19 protein-coding genes are annotated in these 22,344 nt (G+C 42.2%); 1 reads left to right on the top strand and 18 read right to left on the bottom strand.

The window, feature by feature from the left end; translation table 11 throughout:
* Positions 1 to 209 precede the first annotated feature (209 nt).
* The 15 genes from BM294_RS02510 to BM294_RS02440 form a co-directional block, all read right to left on the bottom strand.
* Positions 210 to 3,440, bottom strand: coding sequence for an EAL domain-containing protein (locus tag BM294_RS02510; protein WP_091204536.1), 3,231 nt, complete (start codon positions 3,438 to 3,440; stop codon positions 210 to 212).
* 278 nt (positions 3,441 to 3,718) lie between these two features.
* On the bottom strand, positions 3,719 to 5,452 hold the full coding sequence (locus BM294_RS02505; protein ID WP_091204534.1) for an NADH-dependent [FeFe] hydrogenase, group A6: 1,734 nt from the start codon (positions 5,450 to 5,452) through the stop codon (positions 3,719 to 3,721).
* Positions 5,446 to 7,278: an NAD(P)-binding protein gene (locus BM294_RS02500; protein ID WP_091204532.1), complete on the bottom strand. Its 1,833-nt coding sequence runs from the start codon at positions 7,276 to 7,278 to the stop codon at positions 5,446 to 5,448. Before BM294_RS02500 ends, BM294_RS02505 begins: the two co-directional genes overlap by 7 nt.
* Before the next feature lie 415 nt (positions 7,279 to 7,693).
* Positions 7,694 to 8,449 carry an MgtC/SapB family protein gene (locus BM294_RS02495; protein ID WP_091204530.1) on the bottom strand — a complete coding sequence of 252 codons (756 nt, stop codon included), beginning with the start codon at positions 8,447 to 8,449 and terminating at the stop codon, positions 7,694 to 7,696.
* Positions 8,446 to 9,888, bottom strand: coding sequence for a cation:proton antiporter (locus BM294_RS02490; RefSeq protein ID WP_091204529.1), 1,443 nt, complete (start codon positions 9,886 to 9,888; stop codon positions 8,446 to 8,448). The genes BM294_RS02495 and BM294_RS02490 overlap by 4 nt, the downstream gene beginning before the upstream one ends.
* Before the next feature lie 339 nt (positions 9,889 to 10,227).
* On the bottom strand, positions 10,228 to 12,438 hold the full coding sequence (locus tag BM294_RS02485) for an EAL domain-containing protein (protein ID WP_091204527.1): 2,211 nt from the start codon (positions 12,436 to 12,438) through the stop codon (positions 10,228 to 10,230).
* Positions 12,439 to 12,571: 133 nt separating this feature from the next.
* Positions 12,572 to 13,258 carry a DNA alkylation repair protein gene (locus BM294_RS02480; RefSeq protein ID WP_091204526.1) on the bottom strand — a complete coding sequence of 229 codons (687 nt, stop codon included), beginning with the start codon at positions 13,256 to 13,258 and terminating at the stop codon, positions 12,572 to 12,574.
* Between the two features lie 101 nt (positions 13,259 to 13,359).
* Positions 13,360 to 14,739: an HD-GYP domain-containing protein gene (locus BM294_RS02475; protein WP_175494434.1), complete on the bottom strand. Its 1,380-nt coding sequence runs from the start codon at positions 14,737 to 14,739 to the stop codon at positions 13,360 to 13,362.
* Positions 14,740 to 15,125: 386 nt separating this feature from the next.
* Positions 15,126 to 15,632 (bottom strand): GNAT family N-acetyltransferase, encoded by a 507-nt coding sequence (locus BM294_RS02470; RefSeq protein ID WP_330389760.1) that lies wholly within the window; start codon positions 15,630 to 15,632, stop codon positions 15,126 to 15,128.
* Between the two features lie 33 nt (positions 15,633 to 15,665).
* Positions 15,666 to 16,412, bottom strand: a complete 747-nt coding sequence (locus BM294_RS02465; protein WP_091204522.1) for an N-acetyltransferase — start codon at positions 16,410 to 16,412, stop codon at positions 15,666 to 15,668.
* A gap of 3 nt (positions 16,413 to 16,415) precedes the next feature.
* Entirely contained in the window at positions 16,416 to 16,631 is a 216-nt protein-coding gene (locus BM294_RS02460) for a VOC family protein (RefSeq protein WP_330389759.1), read from the bottom strand.
* A gap of 59 nt (positions 16,632 to 16,690) precedes the next feature.
* Complete coding sequence (locus BM294_RS02455) at positions 16,691 to 16,945, bottom strand: isochorismatase family protein (protein ID WP_091204521.1); 255 nt, start codon at positions 16,943 to 16,945, stop codon at positions 16,691 to 16,693.
* Positions 16,942 to 17,859, bottom strand: coding sequence for a helix-turn-helix transcriptional regulator (locus BM294_RS02450; RefSeq protein ID WP_091204519.1), 918 nt, complete (start codon positions 17,857 to 17,859; stop codon positions 16,942 to 16,944). The genes BM294_RS02455 and BM294_RS02450 overlap by 4 nt, the downstream gene beginning before the upstream one ends.
* Positions 17,792 to 18,634: a DNA damage-inducible protein D gene (gene dinD / locus BM294_RS02445; protein WP_242944395.1), complete on the bottom strand. Its 843-nt coding sequence runs from the start codon at positions 18,632 to 18,634 to the stop codon at positions 17,792 to 17,794. The genes BM294_RS02450 and dinD overlap by 68 nt, the downstream gene beginning before the upstream one ends.
* Positions 18,635 to 18,644: 10 nt before the next feature.
* Positions 18,645 to 19,061 carry a hypothetical protein gene (locus tag BM294_RS02440; RefSeq protein ID WP_091204517.1) on the bottom strand — a complete coding sequence of 139 codons (417 nt, stop codon included), beginning with the start codon at positions 19,059 to 19,061 and terminating at the stop codon, positions 18,645 to 18,647.
* A gap of 100 nt (positions 19,062 to 19,161) precedes the next feature.
* On the opposite strand from BM294_RS02440, the gene BM294_RS02435 reads away from it, so the two are divergent.
* On the top strand, positions 19,162 to 19,518 hold the full coding sequence (locus BM294_RS02435; protein WP_091204515.1) for a helix-turn-helix domain-containing protein: 357 nt from the start codon (positions 19,162 to 19,164) through the stop codon (positions 19,516 to 19,518).
* An 11-nt stretch (positions 19,519 to 19,529) separates the two neighbouring features.
* On the opposite strand, the gene BM294_RS02430 is transcribed toward BM294_RS02435, so the two are convergent.
* The 3 genes from BM294_RS02430 to BM294_RS02420 form a co-directional block, all read right to left on the bottom strand.
* Positions 19,530 to 19,874 (bottom strand): hypothetical protein, encoded by a 345-nt coding sequence (locus BM294_RS02430; protein ID WP_091204513.1) that lies wholly within the window; start codon positions 19,872 to 19,874, stop codon positions 19,530 to 19,532.
* A gap of 373 nt (positions 19,875 to 20,247) precedes the next feature.
* Positions 20,248 to 21,036: a hypothetical protein gene (locus BM294_RS02425; RefSeq protein ID WP_091204511.1), complete on the bottom strand. Its 789-nt coding sequence runs from the start codon at positions 21,034 to 21,036 to the stop codon at positions 20,248 to 20,250.
* Positions 21,037 to 21,216: 180 nt separating this feature from the next.
* On the bottom strand, positions 21,217 to 22,077 hold the full coding sequence (locus BM294_RS02420; protein WP_091204509.1) for a replication initiator protein A: 861 nt from the start codon (positions 22,075 to 22,077) through the stop codon (positions 21,217 to 21,219).
* Positions 22,078 to 22,344: the final 267 nt, after the last annotated feature.

Genomic DNA, 22,344 nt, shown 5'->3' with positions numbered 1-22,344 from the left:
ACTACTCCTTTAAAAAAAACAACAATAATACTGAAAATAATTTCCTTCTGAACACTATGATAGCGCTTACACCGACTTTTTTCATGAAAATTTCATTTATTTTTCGATAAAAATATTCTCTATAGACTTGAAAATTTTTTTATAATGCAGCAAATTAAAAAGACAGGGTGGTTCCAATAGAACTACCCTGTCTTTCTATGTCGAATCATTTATGAAGTTTTATGTCTTCTGTCGTGTGTCATATAATACTTGGCCTTATCTTCGTACATCAGTCTGTCGGCTTCCTTTATTCCTTCTGATATGTTCTTTCTGTCCGGTATCCAGACAAAGCCGGAGGCCATATTGATTTTGTCATTACTATTCAGATCCTGTAGGAACTGATACTGCTTTCTTTCAAACTGATATCTATCCACATCAGGCATCATGACAACGAACTCATCTCCTCCCGCACGATACAGATGCTCGATACCAAAATGTTTAGATATCAGCTTTGCTGCTCTGATGATCAGCATATCACCTTCATCATGTCCGAAATTGTCATTGGTTTCCTTAAGCCCGTTAATATCTATAAATACAATTCCGACAGAACCCTCTCCTGCCGAAAACTCAGCTTCCTTCTTTATCATGGCATTACGATTGTGAGCCGAAGTCAGAGAATCATGATCCGCCATATAAACAAGACGATGCACCAGAGTACTGTTGGCGATTCTGAAGGACAGGAAAACAGACACCGAGGAAAGAATGAATTCCGTATCCTCCGCTTCATCCAGTCTGTAGTTTTCCGCCCCTATGAAACCAATGATCTCATCCTTTGAATAAACAGGCGCCATGATGATGCGCTTTACCCCCATCCACCTGAGCTGATAGTATACATCCCTGGCAGCCAGTTTAAGCTGTGCTATATTATCGATAATCACAGCTCTGCCTTCCTCACTCATATCTACCCATACTTTGAAGTACTTTTCATATTCAAGCTCCCCTATAAACTCCTTTTGCGACATGATGCCCTTTCTGCACCACTCAAAGGAATTGGTCACCCTGTTTTCAACCTTTTCAAAGATACATATTCTGTCAGGGCTGATGACATTGCTAAGTTCCATAAGCACATGGTTCATGGATACATTATAATCTTCAAATGTATTGAGATGCTTTGCTATCCGGATGATAGCATTATCCATCACATTGCTCCGTTCAAGCATAGCCCTTTCTGTCTGAAGATCTAAATCCTGAACCGGCGGCACAGCATATTCATAGTTCTCAACGGCTTCAATACGCTTCTCGGATGTAATGACCACAAGCAGCGCATAGGCCCCCGTAACTTTATCCTGTGCAAATATCCTTGTATTTGTATGCAGCTTATATTCATTCGTAAATGCTATATCATATGCTGTTTCCCAGTTACCTGACTTAAGACATCTTTTTACCGATTTTTCGTAAATACGATCCCTGTCCAGTTTTGAATAGCTCATCGAGTCCGTAACCTTGATTTCTCTCTCATAAAGAGCGCTGACATATTCCTTATATGCTGTATTCGCCCGCATCAGGCGATAGGTTTCCGCACCATCATACTCAAGGATTCCTATACCTATACCTGCAAATGTCTCTGATACCAGCATACCGGCATCACCGTTTATCTCAGCATCCATGAGACTCGCCTGACCTATCAGATCATAGAATTCCGCCTCATCGATATTCTCACGATGAAGTCCTATGCCGAGTTTGTTTCTCTTTATGATCTCATCCAACGGATTCGGCGCACTGTACAAAAATCCCTGCACCTTATCACAGCCTATATCTTTCAAGAACTCAAGCTGTTCCTCGGTCTCAACACCTTCAGCAAGTGTATCCACACCAAGCTGCTCCGCCATTTCGATAATCTTTCTAACAATGCCTTCATTCTTGACATTCTTGCCGAAATCCCTCATGAATTTCATATCGAGTTTAATAAGATCAAAGTCGAAATTCTTAAGAACATTAAGACTGCTGTAGCCGCTTCCGAAGTCATCCATCCAGACCTTGAATCCGTTTTTCTGGAGCCTGTTTATCTGTTCCAGAATAAACCTGAGATCCATCTCCATGACACTCTCAGTTATCTCTATCACAAGATAACGAGGAGAAACCCCCGACTTCTCAACTCTCTTGAGAATCTCCGAAACCATATCACAGTATACAAAATCATATCTTGAGATATTTACAGAAACAGGAACAACATGTATGACACTGCCATCCCGGTATTTCTTTATATATTCAAGAACCTGATCAATCACATAAAGATCCAGTTTATAAAGGAGTTTTGCCTCTTCAATGATTGGGATAAAGTCTCCCGGAGAAATCATACCAAGCTTCGGGTCGATCCATCTTGCCAATGCTTCTTCATTACATATAAGACCTGTAACCGCACGCATTATAGGCTGATAGTAAACCTGTATCCACTTCTCTTCCAACGCCTGATCAAGATGCTGCAATACATAATCTCTCTTGTTAACGGCAATACGCATTTCTTCGTTAAAATAAACGAACTTTGAAACATAAGCCTGGTTATCATGATCCGATGCCATCTTGGCCCGATCGCAGATAGTACTTATGGGAAGATCATGTTTGCTGTACTTATATATACCAACCTTTACAGGCAGATTTTTCCCGTCATTTGCGGATTTTAATTCAGTGAAAACATTATTCAGATCATCCTCAACGTTTTCCTCTGTGGTAAATGCATAAAAATGATCCTCACCGAATCTCGATGAGCTTTCATTACCAAAATGATGGCGCAGTATGTCTGCAAATGCATAAAGAAGCCGGTCTCCTTCATCGAGCCCATACTTACTGTTGAAATATTTCATCCCGATAAGGTCAAATGCCATCATCGTAAAGCTTCTGCCTTCTTTTTCCGCATCCATAAGCGCAGTATCTGCCAGCTGAAGGAAATGTATCATATTCGGAAGACCTGTCAGTACATCATAGTAGGTCTTCTTGATAAGACTGTTCTCTTTGCGGAGAAGATCTATCTCTCTTTTCTCCTGAACGTTTGCTCTTAAGTTTATCTCATCTGCCGAAACTGCTGACTTGGTGTACCATACTATACAGACATCTGTACCGTCCTCCATGGTCTTATGCTTGCCCTGAGAGCGTAAAATAACGTAATAGTCATCTTTCGAAAGTTTAATCCGGTAGCTTGTGCTGTAAGTCTCTTCAGGATGAATTGCAAAGTAATATGCATCATTCTGGCATCTTGCAAGATCATCAGGATGAACATTGATGAACATATCCTTATCCATGATGGCATACAGCTTCTCCTTCGGAACCTCGAACATCTCGATGAATCCTCCCGAAAGCGCAAGTGTCACTACCCGTTTATCAACAACCTGATAAACGGCATATGCAACATCCGAACTTTCTATCTCTCTTAACTTTTCGTCGCTAAAACGGTACTTTTGATTCATAGGTTTATTTACATCATGGCGAAATAATATAACCGCAGGTCCTGCCTTACGATAAGGTTCCAATATACAAAATATATCTGAAGAAACACTTTAGTCAGCGTTTCCATAAAAAACGAAAGACACAGCCACTAATCCATTCAGTCCTCTACCTTGTAATTTCGGTTGCTTTTCTTCTTTATATAAACATTTTTTCCCAATATAGAATGATGCACAAACAAAAATCTCTTTTGATAACTGTTTTAAAGAATGAATCACAGTATCAAAAGAGATTTAATGTTTTAATCTTCACCCGGCATCTTCCATGCGTGATGATCGGTATGCAGAAGTTGATGTGCCTTTTCTGAAAGCGGCTTTCCTAAATAATCCTCGTAAATCTTCTTTATGGAAGGATTCTCATGAGAGAATCTGAGGTCCATATTCGCATCCTGCGAATATAGGATCGGCGCTCTCTCCGGAGCCATCTCAACTCCGTCATGTATGGGCTGTCCGCCGCCGCCGACACATCCGCCGGGGCATGCCATAACTTCAACGAAATCATAGTGAACTCGCCCCTGCTTCAGATATGTGAGAAGCTTGTTTGCATTACCGAGACCATTGGTGACAGCAACTTTCAGGGTCTTTCCCGCCAGTTCGAACTCAGCTTCCTTCCAGCCGTCCATTCCTCTTACTGCCTTGAATGCATCTGCATCAGGATTCTTTCCGTTAACAAGGAAGTATGCGCTTCTAAGCGCTGCTTCCATAACACCGCCTGTGGCACCGAAAATATTGCCGGCACCTGAGCCTATGCCTAGCGGCATATCCAGTTCTTCCTCAGGAAGTTCCTTCACCATGATCTGGTCGGAACGGATGAGACGATTCATCTCACGTGTTGTAAGCGAACAGTCAACTTCAGGATTGCCCTGAGCATCCACCATTGACGGATAAGCACACTCTGCCTTCTTTGCAAGGCAAGGCATGATGGATACGCAGAATATCTTAGACGGATCAACATTCAGTATTTCCGCGTAATAGCTCTTGGTCACTGCACCGAACATCTGCTGCGGTGACTTGGCGCTGGAAAGATTGTCTACAAACTCGGGGTAGTGAGCCTTGACATATCTTACCCAACCCGGACAGCATGATGTGAACATCGGGAACCTGTTCTTTTCAGGATGCTGAAGCTTCTCAAGGAACTCAGATCCTTCCTCCATGATAGTCAGGTCAGCTGTAAAGTTAGTATCAAATACATAATCAAAGCCGACTCTTCTCAAAGCTGCAGCAAGTCTCTTTACTGTGGCAAACTCAGCATCAAGCCCGAAAGGTTCTCCCCATGCGGCTCTGATAGACGGTGCGATCTGAACTACCGTTATCTTATCAGGATCTTCTATTGCCTCAATTACACGGTCGACGTCGTCACGCTCGCGAAGAGCCCCCACAGGACAGTGTGTAATGCACTGACCGCAAAGTGCACACTGGGAATCCTCAAGGTTATAAACTCCGGTTACATCAACCGTAACTCTTGAACCTGTATTAACCACATCCCAGATATTTGTATTCTGTACCTTGTCACACACCTGTATACAACGCATGCACTTGATACACTTATCATAATCCCGGATCAGAGGAAACTTTACACTTCCCTTATTCTCCGGTAACTGCTTCTTATACGGAAGACTGTGGATATTAAGGTCATTGGCCACCTTCTGAAGTGTACAGTTACCGCTTCTTACACAGACTGCGCAGTTGGTGTTGTGCTGCGAAAGGATAAGCTTGACATTAACCTTTCTCGCATCTCTCGCCTTCTTTGAATTTGTATGGATGACCATTCCCTCGGCAACCGAATTGTTGCAGGCTGTAAACAGTCTCTCATAGCCCTCTACCTCAACTACACAGATGCGGCAGGCGCCGATCTCATTAAGTTCCTTCATGAAACACAGGGTAGGGATGTGAACTCCGGCTTTGGAGGCAGCATCCAGTATAGTTGTTTTTTCAGGAACCTGAACTTTTATTCCATCTATAGTAACATTTACCATTTTGCTTCTCTGCCTCCCTTGAAAACTCCGTATCCAAAGTGGTCACAATGTAAACATCTGCCGGACTCCTGACATGCCTCTTCGTCTGACATACCGCACTCCATCAGTTTGAAATCATGCTTTCTCTCTTCAGGTGAGCGCTCCTTCATGTTTACTCTTCCACACGGCTTATGATCATCAAATCTTACAGGAGGAAGATCTATATCCATCTTGATCTCATGGAAGTATCCGAGATACTCATCGATATTGGCCGCCGCAACCTTTCCTGCTGCAATGGCACGGATAACCGTTGCAGGACCTGTGACACAGTCTCCACCTGCGAAGATTCCCTCTGCATCACGTATTCCACTGGTATCGAAAGCCTGAATCTGTCCACGCTCTACAGGCATACCATACTCACCGAACTTACGGGAATCTATACCCTGTCCTATAGCAACCAGTACTCTGTCACAGGCAATACGAACCTCCGATGTATCCGCTGCTACAGGCTTAGGTCTTCCGCCACTTATAGGACCAACAATCTGAGGCTGTACCCAGATAGCAGCAACACTGCCATCTTCCTTCTTCTCAACACGAAGGGGAGCATTGAGCTCAACAAGTTCACATCCGTCTGCGATAGCGCCTTCTACTTCCTCAGGAAGCGCGGTCATATCCTTAACCCTTCTTCTGTAAAGGATCTTGACAGATTTTGCGTTACATCTGATGGCAGATCGTGCAACGTCCATGGCAACATTACCACCGCCGACAACTGTGATATCCAGTCCTGTGAAATCCGGATACTCATCATCACCGATAGCTCTCAGCATCTCAACGGCAGAGATGACACCCTTTGCATCCTCTCCCTCGATACCGATCTTTTTGTCTGTATGGGCACCAATTGCAACAAACATCGCATCATACTGTTCTCTCAGATCAGCTATGGAAATGTCTTTACCAATGCTTACATCGGTACGCAGCTCGAATCCGCTCTTCTTCAGGCACTCAATCTCTGCATCAAGAGCTTCTCTCGGAAGTCTGTAGGCAGGGATACCATAGCGAAGCATTCCTCCGGCTTTCTTTCTCTGCTCATATACAGTTACCTCATGACCCATCAGCGACAGATAATATGCCGCACTTAACCCTGCAGGGCCGCCGCCTATAACGGCAACTTTCTTTCCCGTAGCCGGCTGCTTCTCACCGATTCTGAACTCGTCCTCATGCTCAACCGCATACTTCTTGAGTCCACGGATATTGATAGGATCATCCACCATGGTTCTTCTGCATCGAACCTCACATGGATGCTCACAAATCATACCGCATACTGCCGGAAGCGGATTATCCTTTCTGATAAGTGCAACAGCATCGTTGTATCGACCTTCATGGATAAGGGAGATATATCCCGGAATATCAACATGCGCAGGACACTGAGCAACACAAGGTACAGGCTGATCCTGATGTCCGGAGCAGCGACCGTGAAGTACATGCTCTTCATAATCATCACGGAAGCCTCTGATTCCCTTTAAGACCATACGGGCAGCTTCCGAACCTATGGCACAGTCAGCAGAATAGTAAATGCTTTCTGCTGTCTGCTCTATAACATTCAATGTTTCCATAGTGGCTGTGCCGTCAAGGACCGACTCGATAAGAAGTTCAAGCTGACCAAGTCCCACACGACACGGAACGCATTTGCCACAAGACTGTGCATGGCAGAGGTGCAAAAAAGAAGCAGCCAGATCCACCGGACAAAGTCCGGGCTGACTCGCTGTGATCCTTCGCTCCAGATCCTTATAGAGCTCCTCCACCGTTTTCTGCGCATTGTTTTGTGTTACAATGCTCAATCTACTCATGGTGTTACCTCCTTACTTTAGGAGTATCCTCTCTCTGAATTATGCTATACAAAGAATTGGGACTCCTTTTGTGCATCCTTGTTTTGTGTTTATAATCACGAAAGATGGATGCATTTTTGACTTTTTTTTAGTGTTCTTATATAAGATTTAAGCACATTTTGATGTGATTGTGAACAAATGTTATATTGTTCACAATTAGTTTTTCTAATATCTCAAGTACATTGTCGAAATTGTACACGCAAACTTTTCGAATTGTACAATACAAAAAACCGGATTAGATTGATAGAATCATTCTATCCATAAGCAAAATATCCATAGTCTTTAGCATATAAAAGAACTGTACGGAAATAACCATACAGCTCTTTTGGTGTTTTCTTTCCGGATAAATCTGATTGAATCAAAATTCATCCCCGCCTCATCTCTGCATCTCTTCAATGTGATAGATATAATCCAGGGAACGGAGTGCCTCTATGATCTCGGCATGAGTCTTATACTTTTTAAGCTCATCACTTGATATGGATATGGCTATGGAATATACACTGAGTCCCGAACCCGCATATGCCGGATTAAGTTCTATTTCATCAATGCTTAATCCCAGTCTTCTTATGGTTGATACAAAATCCTGAAGATATACACTGTTCTTCAGTTCGAGATGCACTTCAAAATGATTGGAACGATCCTTAAGGTATGTTTCAAGTACAGGAAACCAGGAAAGTGTTCCCAATAGTGCAAGAAAACTTATAAATGTGGTGGTGTAAAACCCTATTCCCAAAGACAATCCGACTATACAGGACGCCCAAAGTCCTACAGAAGTTGTCAGTCCCTTTATCTGGTTTCTGGAACTGTAAAACATTGAATTAATACTTATGATTGCAACTGCTATGATGGCTGCCGCAGAAAGTACGAATCCACCGCCGTTTCTGAAATACGATATATACTGATCCACCATGATAACCAGAGTGGATGCCAGTGAGACAAGTATAAATGTTCTGAGTCCCGCAGAATGTCTTTTACTGGAACGCTCCCATCCTATGACGGATGAGAACAGGATCGACAACATTATCCTGAAAAGAATGGAACCGGTAGTAAGTCCCTCAGACCATGGTCCAAGTATCTCTGCTATAGGATCGCGAACGGTTCCCCAGGTATTAATAAAATCATTTGGACTCATAGCAATTTCCTCTTTCCTCTCTGATTGTAGATATTCCGGTACAGACTCTCAAACTCCTCCGCAGCGTCATTATAGGCCTTTTCATTCTCGTCATGATCAGGCAGTTCCTCCTGAATCTTCCGGATTCGTTCTATGAGAAGTTCCACCTCAGTCTTTGGTGCTCCGTCCTCTGTAGTCTCGGATACTTCCACCATCTTCTCCAGTTCATTGGAATAAGATCCGGAAAGATAAAGTGACAGTTTGGCACATCCGGGACCTATAAGCTCATACAGAACGCTTGACGATAGAATGATGGTTTCGAGAGCATTACCCATCTCTCCTCCAAGGGTTCTGGCACCGAGGGCGGCAAGTCCTATGGCAACTCCGGCCTGTGGGATAAGGGCCAGTCCCAGAAAGTCTCTGACCTTTCTGTCCTTTCCAACTATCTGACACCCTGCAAATGCCCCGGCATACTTTCCTATGATTCTCACAAAGAAATAAAGAACGCCTATCAGTATAAGCGGCGCACTTCCTATGGCTCCGAAGGAACCCGTCAATGCTCCGAGATCAAATGATACTCCCGAACGCACAAAGAAAAGTAAAAGTATAGGCGGGCTAAAGTAGTTTAGCTGCCTGAACAGCAAACTGTCTCCTGAGGTATTGATATATACCGTACCCATCATCATGCATCCCAGAAGTGGTGAAATCCCCGCTGCCGCACAAATGCCGCAGTAACTGAAGAGCAACGCAAGCGCTATGATCAGTCGGTTATCCGATTTCTGCCTGTTCGCAATGTTAAGCTTCATCAGGAGTCCAAATACTGCTCCCAGAACCAGCATGGCAAGATTCTGCATCACAGGAAAAAGCACACTTGAAACCTGAAAACTTCCGCCGGACAACGCTGCCACCGCAACAGATATGGCTACGCTGTAGAGCACCAGACCCACCACATCATCAAGAGCCACAACCTGAAGAAGTGTTTCAACAAAGTCTCCCTTTGCTCCTGTCTGTCTGATGGTCATGATAGTGGAAGCCGGAGCCGTAGCTGTAGCGAGAGCTGCAAGAACAACCGAAAATGCGAGTTGAAGTCTCAGTATAAAAAAGGTCAGAATAAATATAAAAACGGCAGCCAGGACTGATTCCATGATGGTAATGACCACCACCTTGTTGCCGTTTTTTCTAAGCTTTTCGATTTCAAAAAATTCTCCGGTACTGAATGCTATAAACGCAAGCGCAATATCCGGAAGAAAAGCCGTTCCCTTTAGAATGCGGTCAGGAACAAGGTTCAATACATATGGTCCTATCAAAATACCACCAACGATAAATGCCGTTACATTTGGCAGTTTAAGCCTTTTGGTGATACGTGTCATGAGAAAACCCGTGGCAAGCATCAACGAAAGAGCGATGATCACCACCGCCACCGGTTCTATTCCCAACTTTTCATACCAAACTGCTGACATACTGAAACACCCGCTTTCCCGATTCTCTGTGACAGATTATCACATACGTTTCAAAAGCAATTTCCACCTACTGATAATCATTTACGCACACCTTGGTGTGAAATATACTGCACAAAAAAGAAATATACGTTCACCTTGGTACTCCGGAGACCTAATACCTGCAGTAAAATGAATAAGTCGAGCAATATTTGTGAATATTGCCCGACTCTCTGCTCTCTTCGGATTGAATATATAGTTATTTTAACATATTTTTTGACTATTTCAATGTTCAAAACAATTGCGGTTCTCACCTTATCTTATATAAAACAGCATTGAACCATCCTGTGACGCTCCTTCCGACTACTCCGCCTCTATCCTGTTATTCAATTCTTCAAATTCCGAAACCGGCATAGGTTTATAGAAATAGTAGCCCTGCATCTCAATGCATCCTTGTGCCTTCAAATAATCGGCCTGTGTTATTTTCTCTACACCCTCTGCAATTATATCCATCCCAAGAGAATGAACCATCTTTATAATATTGCTCACTATGATACGACCTTTTTCAGGGTCACCTGCCCCCGTAAGAAAACGGAAATCCAACTTTATACGATCCATCGGAACTTCTTTCAGCATAGAAAGTGAAGAATATCCGCTTCCGAAATCATCCATTTCCACATGAAAACCAAATTCTCTGAGTTTTTCGGTCGTTTTTTTGAGAAGCTCGGGTTCCTCTGTATAGGCAGTTTCGGTAATCTCAATATGAAGCTGGTCCGGTTCAAGATCATATTTCTTTATGAGATCATAAAAGTGTCCCGAAATATTTCTCTCTTCGCTGATATCACATCTTGCAAGATTTACGGATACAGAACGGTATTTACCCTGATCCTTCCACTTCTTGAGATCCTTACACACTCTTTCCCATACATAGCAGTCAAGATCATATATCAGACCTGCATCTTCCAAAGCAGGAATGAATTCCACCGGACGTAACCATCCGAGCCTGGAATGATTCCATCTGCACAAAGCCTCTGCTCCTGTTATCTTTCCCGTCTCATAGTTCACTTGCGGCTGATACCATACCTGTATTTCTTCATCTTTAATGGCAACAGGAAGATGTGCAATGATATGAGCGCTTTTCTTTCCTCTCTCCCACTGCTCAGGATTGTAGAACTCATATCCCTCTTTCTTATTGTCTCTGACTCTTTTCTCTGCAACCCTTGCAAAGTCAATCATATGATCTACATCGATATTCTGATGATCTCTTGGAGTCAGAACATAGACGCCACTGCAAATCTGTACTTTGTTTCCCTTTCCTTTTTCAATAAAATAGTTCCTGACCGGCTCAAACACGTCGATTTCATCACGAAGCATTTTTTCATCGCTACCGGCTTTTCTCAGAACCACAAAGTGGTCTCCCTCTATTCTTCCAATGGCATCTTCATCCGTCATAACCTCCATGGACTTCTGCGCCCAGAATCTGAGCAGATCGTCACCGGCCGTCATACCGAGACTGTCATTTATATATTTGAAATTCTTTATATTGTTATATGAAATAAGATATGGCACATCCGGATGTTCACGAAGCAACTCCTCAACACGCTTTCTGAAGCCATTGAGACTCAGAACTCCCGTAAGCGGATCCCTGTCTATGAGCTGACGCACTTTTTCTTCCTGTTCAAGTCTCATGACTCTCATTCGCATGGTTGTTATGATGATGAGTGCCGTGAAAAGCATTACACCAAAAATCAGAAACAATCTGTACTGATACAGATAGTCATAGAAATCATATTTATAAAGTTTCCTCGAAGTATGATCGAGAACTATGGCCTGAAGATGCGTATCGGGTACTGCCGCTATTCCGGTATTCAGACGTTCTATTATTTCATGACCTTTTGGTGTATCCAAAGAACCCACACGAAAATCCATCGAAAACATATTGGAAGGCTGAACCGAAAGGTCTCCATAGGCCGGTTTTTGAAGCACATAGCTCCATACATAGGAATTGTTCAGAAGAGCATCCACCTCTCCGACACGAAGTGCTTTAACGGAATCATCCATGTTGGCGTAAAATACTATTTCCATCCCCGGGAAAATCTGCTTTACAGTCTCTGCAGCACCGCCAAGGGATTTTAACATTCCGACTTTAAGTTCGTTTATCGAAGAAAGATTTCTGTCTCCTCCCTTTACAAGTGTAAAAGGAGTCTGTAACAGATTTTCCGAAACAATGGTTTCATAACCCGCTGCACTTGAAATGGCACTTCCGAACGGCATAACAACATCATACTCTTCGTTATCCAACGCCTCCTTAAGTGTCACTTCATTTATGCGTTTAAAATTAACATCATAACCTGCTTCTTCCGAAACCGCCCGCATCATATCCGCCCCTATGCCGGTTATCCTGCCCTCATCATCAAGATAAAACATAGGACACCGGTCCACAGGCACCCCAACATTAAGGGTATCCCTTGAAACATCTTCCGTTCCGGCAAATACCCCTGTAACGAGACACAGTGATATTAAGACAGAGATAAAAAACGTATATACTTGCTTTTGAGTATCAGCTCTTTTCAAGACTGCGCACCATCCCTTCCTGACACAATATCATGCGTTAAACACCTATATGTTTATCCTGAAATTCAGTATCAAAAGTGCCTGCCGCTAATTTCTGCCGCCCACGTATACATATATAATATACAGCTCACCATTATTTTATCTTTAGGCTCTTCAGATACTCCTTCTGTTCATCTGATATCCTGTAACTCTCCACGGCTTTCTGAATTGTCTTGTTGTGAGTCCAGACATCCAGACGTTTTTCTTCAATGTACGGAACGATAGTTTCATACTGCTTGGCCAATGCTGTAGCAAAGTACCAGGCAATCATCATATTTACATAGTATTCTTCTGACCTGAGCTCAGCTATCCAGTCCGGATACTCCGGAGAAAAATCCTCATCCAGAAAATGTTCCATCATCATACCGACTCCAAATCTTACTGTATAGGTTTCTCCTGAATGAATCCATCTTTTGATATCATCCAACAGTTCCGGTCTATGCTTCTTAAAGACTTTTGGTGACATCTGATCACAGGTTGCCCAATTGTCTACATATGGCAGAAATCGTTCCACTTCTCTAAGACACTTATCATAGTTCTTCATCCCGGACAGAATAAAAGCATGCAGCTGATTCTCATCAAAATGCTTATGTGGGAGCTCTCCCAGAAAAGCCGAAACATCTTCTCTTTTCAACAACTCCTTTGCATATTTTCTGAGCTCCGGGGTCCTCACGCCTATCACAGTATCAGCTTCTATCGTGGGTATGAGTTTTGCCTGAAAATCTCTGTACTTTATATCCTGCTTTTTATATAACTCTTCAATTATCTCATCAGTGATCATATTTCCTGCCTTTTTCGATTACTGCATTGTTCTGTTTTTACGAAAACCTACGCTTTTGCTGACAATATAAATCGAACTCTTCATACTCCGCGAGTCCGGGGTTAATTTTCATCTATAACTATCTTATTCTCACTGAGAAGTCTCAGCATGATATCCGCTATATCAGGATCAAACTGCCGTCCCTTGTTGTTTTCTATCTCGCTGATGATTCGTTCCTTTGTGAGTCTATGTCTGTATACACGATTAGTATTCATCGCATCAAAAGAATCCGCAACACATATTATACGTGCGATAAGAGGGATCTTCTCACCGGTTCTTCCCTCAGGGTATCCCTTTCCATCATAACGCTCATGATGATACATCGCACCCTCTCCTGCATTTTCCAGGCTCTTGAAACTGCTGAGTATGGAACCTCCGTTTACAGTATGAGCTTTTATTATTTCAAATTCTTCATCCGTAAGTCTGCCCGGTTTTCTGAGAATACTGTCCGGCACTCCGATCTTACCGCAATCATGAAGAAGGGCAACATAATAAATCCTGTCCAGTTCCTCTCCCTCAAATCCCATCTCCTCTGCTATGAGTTTTGTATATCCCGCAACTCTCTTGGAATGACCGTTTGTGTAGGGATCCTTGGCGTCGATAAATCCGGTAAATGTCTCTATTGATTCATTGATTATCTTATTGTCACGTTCATGTCGCTCATTATATTTTTTGATCTCTGCCGTAATAAATGCATAGTTCCCCAAAGATATTAACCATATTACCATTCCGGCTATAGCTATCCAAAACAGCGGTTCACTTGTCAGCATCCTATGAAATCTATATCGTATTTCCAATGTTGAATCATTAAGAGATTCACCTATAGCAATGTACATGATAAAACCGGGTGTGGTTCCTTCAAAAGGCTTTATCGGCATTTCCATGGCATTCATGCTGCTGCTTGGAATATAAACTATATAGTCTCCGGGCTTCATGTAAAGAAATGTCTCGCCATCAAAAGTAACAGTATCAAATATATGATCCTCTTTGACAAACTCACGCATATCAGCCACAGTATCAACGATTTCTTTTCCGTCAACGTGCTGGTGAACTTCCAGCGCACCATTCCATGCCGAAGCAAGAAAAGCTTCTTTGGAAAAAACCAGCTTCATAGCGAAGTCAGATATTTCATCTCCGGTATTGTTCATTACAGTGACATCATAAGTATAAGCCTGATAATTATGTTCTGTGATTCCCTCATTGTATAGGTCAAATGCCTTCGTCCACGTACTGTTTCGAGGAACAGCAGTAACCGAAACGTCCCTGTCTCTATTTTTACTGCCATCTGTCATACCGAGCTCTGAGCACATATAAATATCGTTATGTATGATACTGTTGTACGACTGTGTCTTAACAATACTTAAAAGCAGGCATAAAAGAGCCGCCACCAGTGCACCGGCAAATACACGAGCAGATCTCTTTCTGTCCATTATTTTTTTCATATTTATTACCACCATATGTATATTAGTTCGGCATATTCGGTGATTATATTATGACCACTTCACTGTAATTAAAAAGGCACTTAACCTACAGTGAATTCTGTAAGTTAAGCGTCCGACCGCGATAATATTTTGTTTTATCTAACAGATTCAGGGGTTGATCCTACCGTTACGAGGTGAGCTCTGTTTTTGTATCTGCCCTGACAAATTTCACGACAGTCTCACCTGTTGTTTCCTGTGGGTAAAAATTCCGTTATTGAATCAGTCAAACATTTTTGGTTAAGAATACGGGATGTGAATGAATTATGCAAGTTATCGCAACATTTTTTAGTTTTTTGAATCATTGTACTGTTAACCTTCAAATTGCTCTTCTTATGCAATGAGTTTTTCTACCTGTAAATTACCGACACATGTGTTGTTCCATTCGCTTCATCGGGATATTCACGTTCAAATCTCATCCCTACCGATTCGGCAGTTCTTATGGACGCTTCATTTGTATACTTACAGCAAGAATACAATGCCGGATAATCCGTATTTATAAACGCCCAGTCCATCACGCCTTTCGCTGCTTCCTTTGCATAGCCTTTATGCTGACAATCGCGACGAATATGATATCCTATCTCCGGAAGTATTTCACCGTCTATATTCTGTAATGTAAGTCCGCAGTCGCCTATCATTTCCCCGGTCTTCTTAAGGCAGACAGCCCACAGTCCGAAACCGGTCTCTTTATACCGATTCATGTTTCGTTCTATCCATTCCCTGACTTTCTTTTCATCAAAGATGTATGGATAATGCTGCATAATCTCCGTATCTGCAAGGACCAGATACAAGGCGTCAAAATCATCCTCATTCATCTGACGCAAAAACAATCTATCAGTCTCAACAATCACTTTCATATTTATGGTTCCTCAAGTTCTTTATAACTCTACCTATCCTTTGACCAGCTTTAGGAACTTCTTATCGTTCATCTGCTCATTTGTAATATATTCACCATCGTGAAACAAAGCATAATTCGTGACCGGAGTCGGGGCATTTTGTGCTTCGTCCTTGCTTTCTATATGGATTGCCCGGAACGGGATACTATTCTCTTTAGCCGTCTGCTCCAAGACAGGTACATACTTCGCATTAAAAGGACATTGGCTCGTGTAATACAAAACATAACCCTTCTCTTCTATATGCGGATGACCGGCACATTCTTTGAATCGTGGTATGTCCGCCTTCTTGTCAAACGGCAAATACCAGAGTTGAATACCGTTATCCGCTTCATCCGCAACGGTAAAGCCTTTGTACTTCAGAAATTTTGGATCAGCCAGAAACGGCTTTTTCTTTGCGGCACATAAAATACACAACCCTTTCTTCCCCTTTTCCTTACTATCCTCTATGCAGGTCTTTAACAGATCTGACGAGTATCCATGCCCTTTGAAGGATCCGGACACCCACAGACAGTCGATATACATATACCCGTCTGCCTCAATCGGAACCCACGCATTTTCTGCAGGGATATATTCGATGAAGCACTTGCCGCGCTCCACACTCTTCAAGAAAACAAGTCCTTCATCAAACCTATCCGCAAGCCAAGCTTTCTTAGAAGATACCTGCACATCATTGTTGTTGGAAATCGCACAACAGATGTGTTCTTTTTCCAGATTATCCTTTGTTACCCTGATGTACTCCATGTTCTACCTCCCCTCATCCTTCTCTTCAAAAGGCTTATTCCATGAACCGATCTCAATCAGATTCCCTTCCGGATCAGCAATATAGCAGGTTCTCTGTCCCCACGGTTCAAGTTCCGGCTCAAAGACTGGTGTGGCACCATTCTCTATCGCATTCTTGAATGCAGCATCAACCTCATCAAAGGTATCAACATAAAGAGCGATCTCGGAATGACCATTCAACCCCTTTACATACTCATCGGCGGCTTGTCATCTTTTCAAAACCGTCCAACCTCATAACATCAAGCCTCCTTTTCCATCATGCACTCTTCAAGTATCAATACCTCGCAGCCTTTATCCGCATAATACGCAAACATTTCATCCAGCTTTTTCAGATCATAACTCGTTACACAATCGGATATCAAACATACCTTATATCCGGCTTTTGCCAGATTATAGCTTGTTGATTTAACACAGCCTGTTGCATCGGCTCCGGTAATATAAAACTCTTCTATCCCGTTTTCCTCAATAAATCCGGCAAACGCTTTATTTTTCATTCCCGTTCTCCTTCATATCTTTTGGCTATTTCAGAGGTGATCTGATAGAGCTTTTCCCTGATCCGCTCCGGTTCCAGGACAGTCACCTTATCCCTGCATGAAAGAATCCATGAAAGTAATCCCTCATCATCTGCATATTCATGTTCAAACAATAGGCTTCCGTCATCTTGTTCCGTAAAGGAATCCACGCCATATTCTTCCACAAGCTGCCATTTCATCGATGGATCAAACAATGCTTTCACCCGGTTCTTCGCAGGAAATACTTTCTCGCTTGACAGATCCGGCATCGGAACCTCACGATTCCCTTCATAGGATGCAACATGCGTGATACTATCCATGCGATTCAGCTTAAATAGTCTGAAATCGTTTCTCAAGAGACAGTAACCGTAGACATACCAGCTTGTCCATTTGAAGATCAGATAATATGGCTCAATCTCCCTTTCCGTGTCCCCGCCGGGAGAATAATACTTAAACCTAATGGTCTTCTTTAATCCGATCGCATCCTGTATGGTTTCTATCTTCGGGGCAAGCGAATCCCTGTACCATGATGACAGATCGATCAGAATGGAATCCCTGCCGGTGATGAACTCAGAGGATCCCGCCTGAATCTTCTCCATCAGCTGTCCGTAGTAACTGCTTCCGCTCACGCTGTCCAGACTCCGCAGTCCAGCAAGGATCATCTGCATATCCTTTGATGTCAGGATAGTCCTGTCCATCCGATATCCGTCCATAATACTGATACCACCACCTGTACCTTGTGATGTACGGATAGGAATACCTGCCTTGCACAGATCCTCGATGTCACGATTTATTGTTCTTTTCGAAACCTCAAATCTCTCTGCCAGCTCAGGTGCCGTAGTTTTCTCTTCCTGCAGCAACACGGACAGTATCCCGATCAGCCTGTCTATCTTCATTTCTCTCACGCTCCATATGTATCTTATCAAAGTCAACACGACAACTATATGTCATGTTTATTATAATAGTCAAAATTTTTTTCGTAAACAAAAAAGCCTGCCGGCATCGGGATTTCTCCCAACACCTGCAGACTCTCGTTTCAATATTATTTCTGTTACTCATCTTTGATTCTATAGTAAGCGTTGGCAAGAAATCGGCAAGCGGTCGTGAATCCTTAACGCCCAGCCGTTCTTTCATTTCTTTGGTAGTAAACCCTCCGAATAAAGCTTGATCACCTTTAGAACGTATTCTTGCGAAACCGGCATCGTCCACTCCTCGCTCATAGATATTCTGAGACAGCCGCTTTTCCGATTCACGAAGCTTACCACGAGCCTCCGTTCTTTCTATGTAGGCAATTCTTTCTTCAATAAGTTCCTGTTTTCTTGTCTGCACAGCAAAATAGCTCTGAGCAAACGCTATTTGCTCTTTTCGCGGATCTCCGTTTTCTGCAATAAGATAACAGGCATATCGGGTAAGCATATAGTCATCAACTTCTCGATTACCACCCTTACCGATCTTTATCATTTTGCTGACGTCAGCAAAATGATCTGATACGGCTATCCCATTGTTTTCACATGAGATTTTTGCTTTTTCTATAGTTTTCTCAAAGTTCCTCCACTGAACATAATCAAGAAGCTCCATTAACTCACGAGCATACCAAAACTCTACATCATTTTGTTCATGCCTGATATCATCAAATCTTTTCTTATAATCTGCTATGGCTTTCTTTTCCATACGAATCCCCCTATAGTTCAGGCTTTTCTATTACACGGACCTGCATAAGTGGTTCCGTTCCACCCTGATATGGTTCTGACGCTCTCACATCATAAAGATTCTTGTCAATATTGTCTGAAATATTATATTGAAGATGCCTGAGAACGTGCCAGATATCAATAAGATTCTGACATGTATCACTTTTATAAGAATCACAAAACATTGTATTCAAGGCCGCGCGAAGTTTTTCTGTAAGCTCATCCCTTGCCTTAATCCATTCGTGAAATTTCCTGTCATTATCAGGATCTTCCTTGTCATAGAAGAAGCGATCTTCCGCTATGATATCAGCGACCAGGTCCGGTTGATTCATTAGAATTCGACCATATACTTCTGTGGATAGAATAAACAAATTAAGCTGTTCTTCTGTCATCTCCACTTCCAATTTCATAATCCAACACCTTCCTTGACATTCAAAGTCTTGATTTATATAATATTACCAATGGTAATATTATAACGTTACCATTGGTAATTGTCAAGGAGAGCTACCTATGAATGAATTAACCTACACTCTTATTCCTGAGCGCCTTAAATCCGCAAGGGAACATCTTAACCTTTCCAAAGCAGAAGCCGCAAGACGAATTGGATTAACTGCCGCATCCTACGTCAGATATGAAGCGGGTGATCGTAGTCCTTCTCCGCAGGTCTTAATGTCCATTGCAGAAAAATTGGAGACGTCCGTTGCCTTTTTATCAGGAAAAACTAATGATATTTCATCTGATATAGTTAGCATTTATAAGGATAGTGATCCTCTCTTATTTGAACTTATAAAAAGTACGCAAAACGCAGATAATGCAACTTTACAGCGGTTAATTACCTATTACCACCAACTGACAAAAAAGGTTTAATTTACGCCATCTCACTTCTTCTCTGCGTCCTTAATCTTATAGTATTCTTCCATATCCAACTTAAGCGGAATATAATCCTTTGCATTTCGCAGTCGCTCGAGCAGACAACAGGTCTCCACATGTTTATCTTTGAGTGGTAAATTATTCTTCTCTTTATCTGACTTGGATTTCTTAGACTTTTGGTCTTCGATAGAGGTATTGATATAGTTCGTGGGCTTTACCTCGTATGCCCCTAAGTCTATCTCTTCTACCATATCACCATCATAATAGACTGGAAATCTGAATTTTACTGACTTTATCCTTCTCCCCCTCGTCTTCTCCTTGTATAGTTCTATCTTCTCTATCAGAAGATTCAAAAGGTCCTTTATATCCTCCTAAAGCTCTTTTGGCGTATCCATTTCTGCAAGCATAAGCATAGTATGGTGGATACAAAGTGCCATCAGCTCTTTTCTTTGAATTGTGAGGTATTTCTAAAGAAAATCTCGTGAAAATTTGAAGTTTTAAAATGATAAAAGTTAAATAAAAAAATTGGAAGACGATGGGGAGATTGGCCCTTGGCCATAATTACCCTTTGACAGTATAAAATCAGAGCTACAAAGGCTAAGTGCTGGTTGTTATCTCGTTATTGTTAAGAGTGTAAATATTAGTCCCGGGTAAATAAAAAGGAGGACAGGTTTTATATCCTATCCTCCGGAATCTTTCATATAATGCGGTCTTTTGATGCATAAATTAGCTGTGGTTGTCTATATAATAATCTACTCCATTTACTCTTAGAATGTACTGGCTCTCATCAAGAGTCTTTCCTGTTACCCACTTGCAAGTGCTATATGTGTCGTAGTCAGTGTCTCCGTTGACATCTCTCATTGGCATTGCAATGTAATCACCATCAAGGGTGTAAAGCTGCAGGGTTGCATCTGGTGTGACGAAAGGCACATAAACCCATTCGTTAGAGAGGAGGTTGCTGTCCCAATATCTGTAACAAGCTACTACGTCATTGTTCTCAATCCAGAAGCGGTCTGTGTATTCAATTACAGTTTCATCATATTCATCAAGACCCTCGTAATCAGAGTTTACACTGTTTCCAGTGAGAACTGCTGTGGAAAAGGACTCGTCCTGCTTCTGCTTGAGACCGATTTCGTATTCGCTAAGAGATGCCTTCTTTGACTCAAGGTCTTTCTTCAATCTGTCAAGGTCAACATTCAGACTTCTGATTTTTCCCTTTGCCTGCTTGAGGAGGGTCTGATAAAAGTCCTCATCATAACTCCACCCATTGTCTTCCTGCTCTTTGATGTAGTCTTCAATCTCCTTGAGTTCTGCCTCTGCCGCAGCGATTTTTTCCTCATGCTCTGCAATCTGCTCTGGATACCAGTTCTCGATGTCATTTATCAAATCATTGTAGCCTGCTACAAGCTGAGCTGCCTCGGCCTCTGCGGCGTTGTAATGCTCGGCATAAGCTGATGTTGAAAATGAAAATGTTATTGCACATGCACATGCGATTAAAGTTGTTAGTTTTCTCATAATGCTCTTTTACCTCAACTATCTTGTGTGAGCCTTCCTATGCTCTTTTCGCATTATAACATAGTGTATTAAAAATTGAACTGTTTTTGTAAGGAATTTGTAATAGAGTTCATGATATTTATGGGACCATGGCATAACTCGTTATCGGAATGTTACAGGATGATGGATTTGTTCTTTAATTCATTGATTGATATGCCGTATATCTGTAATTTGGTTCTTAAAGCAATCCAATATGTACTCCATATGCCCTGAATCAATTTTCATAAACTGAGCCTTTACAACATCTACCGGCTTGTCATCTCCGGATATCCGAATTGTCTTTGCCGTGCTGCATAAGACATCAACCATAAGATCAAAGATTTCATTGATCCGTCCGACTTCATAAGGATTGCTTTGGATAAGTATGTCTATGCTTAGCTTCTCCCTAAGATAATCCTCATACTGTTTTCTGATTCGCATCGGATCATCCATCCTAACCACCTTTACTCCTGGATTTGCTGATTCCGCCGATAGATTGATTAGATCAGTCTGACTAAAATCAGTTTGGTTAGTATTAGTATTATTAGTGAATGATTTCCATGAGTCCGGACTTGTGATTTTCACATCTCTGGACTCACGATTTTCATGAGTCTGTGAATCATGATTTTCATGAGTCACGATTTTGCTCTTTCTGTCTCCATCCCCATGCAGTCCTGTTGCAAAATCTTTCACATAGATTCTTGTTGGCTTCCCCTGCCCTTGCTTTTGGCGTTCAATAAGTCCTGCCTTTGTCTCTAACTCCTTGAGCAGCTTTGTAGCCTTCTGATTTGCGCAATGCATATCAGCCATGATCTGCTCCAAGGTGTAGTAGATATAGACCTTGCCTTCTTCATCAAGCCATCCATTCTTAGCTGACAAGGATGATCTATCCAGCAAGAGTGAGTACAGGAACTTAGAATCCATTGTGATACCTGCGAATCTATCATCTGTAATCAACATCTTCGGCACTTGATAGAATGCAAACTGTTCTGTTCCTCTTCCGTAGAAATAATCAAACCCCATTGGCGTACCTCCTTTCTTTTTTTTGCAGAAATAAAAAAAGACGCTTACTCACAGGAAATGCTGTAAGCTAAGCGTCTTCCGACGATTCTTATTTTGTTTTATCTAACAGGTTCAGGCTTTGCACCTACCGTCACGACGTAGGCTCTATTTTTGCACCTACTGTGTCGAGTTCAACAGCTACAATTACCCGAATATACTTTTTCAGATGCTTTCCACGCTCTGACCAATCGGTCTTTTCAAACGTGAAATGCTCGAAAAAGTGCATAA

This window comes from Oribacterium sp. WCC10 (assembly GCF_900113415.1).
Classification (GTDB): domain Bacteria; phylum Bacillota; class Clostridia; order Lachnospirales; family Lachnospiraceae; genus Oribacterium.
This window is presented reverse-complemented; position numbering and strand designations above follow the sequence as displayed.

Excerpts from the sequence above, each read along its gene's own strand:
- BM294_RS02510 (WP_091204536.1), bottom strand. The coding sequence starts at position 3,440 with ATGAATCAAAAGTACCGTTTTAGCGACGAAAAGTTAAGAGAGATAGAA.
- BM294_RS02505 (WP_091204534.1), bottom strand. The coding sequence starts at position 5,452 with ATGGTAAATGTTACTATAGATGGAATAAAAGTTCAGGTTCCTGAAAAA.
- BM294_RS02500 (WP_091204532.1), bottom strand. The coding sequence starts at position 7,278 with ATGAGTAGATTGAGCATTGTAACACAAAACAATGCGCAGAAAACGGTG.
- BM294_RS02495 (WP_091204530.1), bottom strand. The coding sequence starts at position 8,449 with ATGAGTCCAAATGATTTTATTAATACCTGGGGAACCGTTCGCGATCCT.
- BM294_RS02490 (WP_091204529.1), bottom strand. The coding sequence starts at position 9,888 with ATGTCAGCAGTTTGGTATGAAAAGTTGGGAATAGAACCGGTGGCGGTG.
- BM294_RS02480 (WP_091204526.1), bottom strand. The coding sequence starts at position 13,258 with ATGATCACTGATGAGATAATTGAAGAGTTATATAAAAAGCAGGATATA.
- BM294_RS02475 (WP_175494434.1), bottom strand. The coding sequence starts at position 14,739 with ATGAAAAAAATAATGGACAGAAAGAGATCTGCTCGTGTATTTGCCGGT.
- BM294_RS02470 (WP_330389760.1), bottom strand. The coding sequence starts at position 15,632 with ATGAAAGTGATTGTTGAGACTGATAGATTGTTTTTGCGTCAGATGAAT.
- BM294_RS02465 (WP_091204522.1), bottom strand. The coding sequence starts at position 16,412 with ATGGAGTACATCAGGGTAACAAAGGATAATCTGGAAAAAGAACACATC.
- BM294_RS02455 (WP_091204521.1), bottom strand. The coding sequence starts at position 16,945 with ATGAAAAATAAAGCGTTTGCCGGATTTATTGAGGAAAACGGGATAGAA.
- BM294_RS02450 (WP_091204519.1), bottom strand. The coding sequence starts at position 17,859 with ATGAAGATAGACAGGCTGATCGGGATACTGTCCGTGTTGCTGCAGGAA.
- dinD (WP_242944395.1), bottom strand. The coding sequence starts at position 18,634 with ATGGAAAAGAAAGCCATAGCAGATTATAAGAAAAGATTTGATGATATC.
- BM294_RS02440 (WP_091204517.1), bottom strand. The coding sequence starts at position 19,061 with ATGAAATTGGAAGTGGAGATGACAGAAGAACAGCTTAATTTGTTTATT.
- BM294_RS02435 (WP_091204515.1), top strand. The coding sequence starts at position 19,162 with ATGAATGAATTAACCTACACTCTTATTCCTGAGCGCCTTAAATCCGCA.
- BM294_RS02425 (WP_091204511.1), bottom strand. The coding sequence starts at position 21,036 with ATGAGAAAACTAACAACTTTAATCGCATGTGCATGTGCAATAACATTT.
- BM294_RS02420 (WP_091204509.1), bottom strand. The coding sequence starts at position 22,077 with ATGGGGTTTGATTATTTCTACGGAAGAGGAACAGAACAGTTTGCATTC.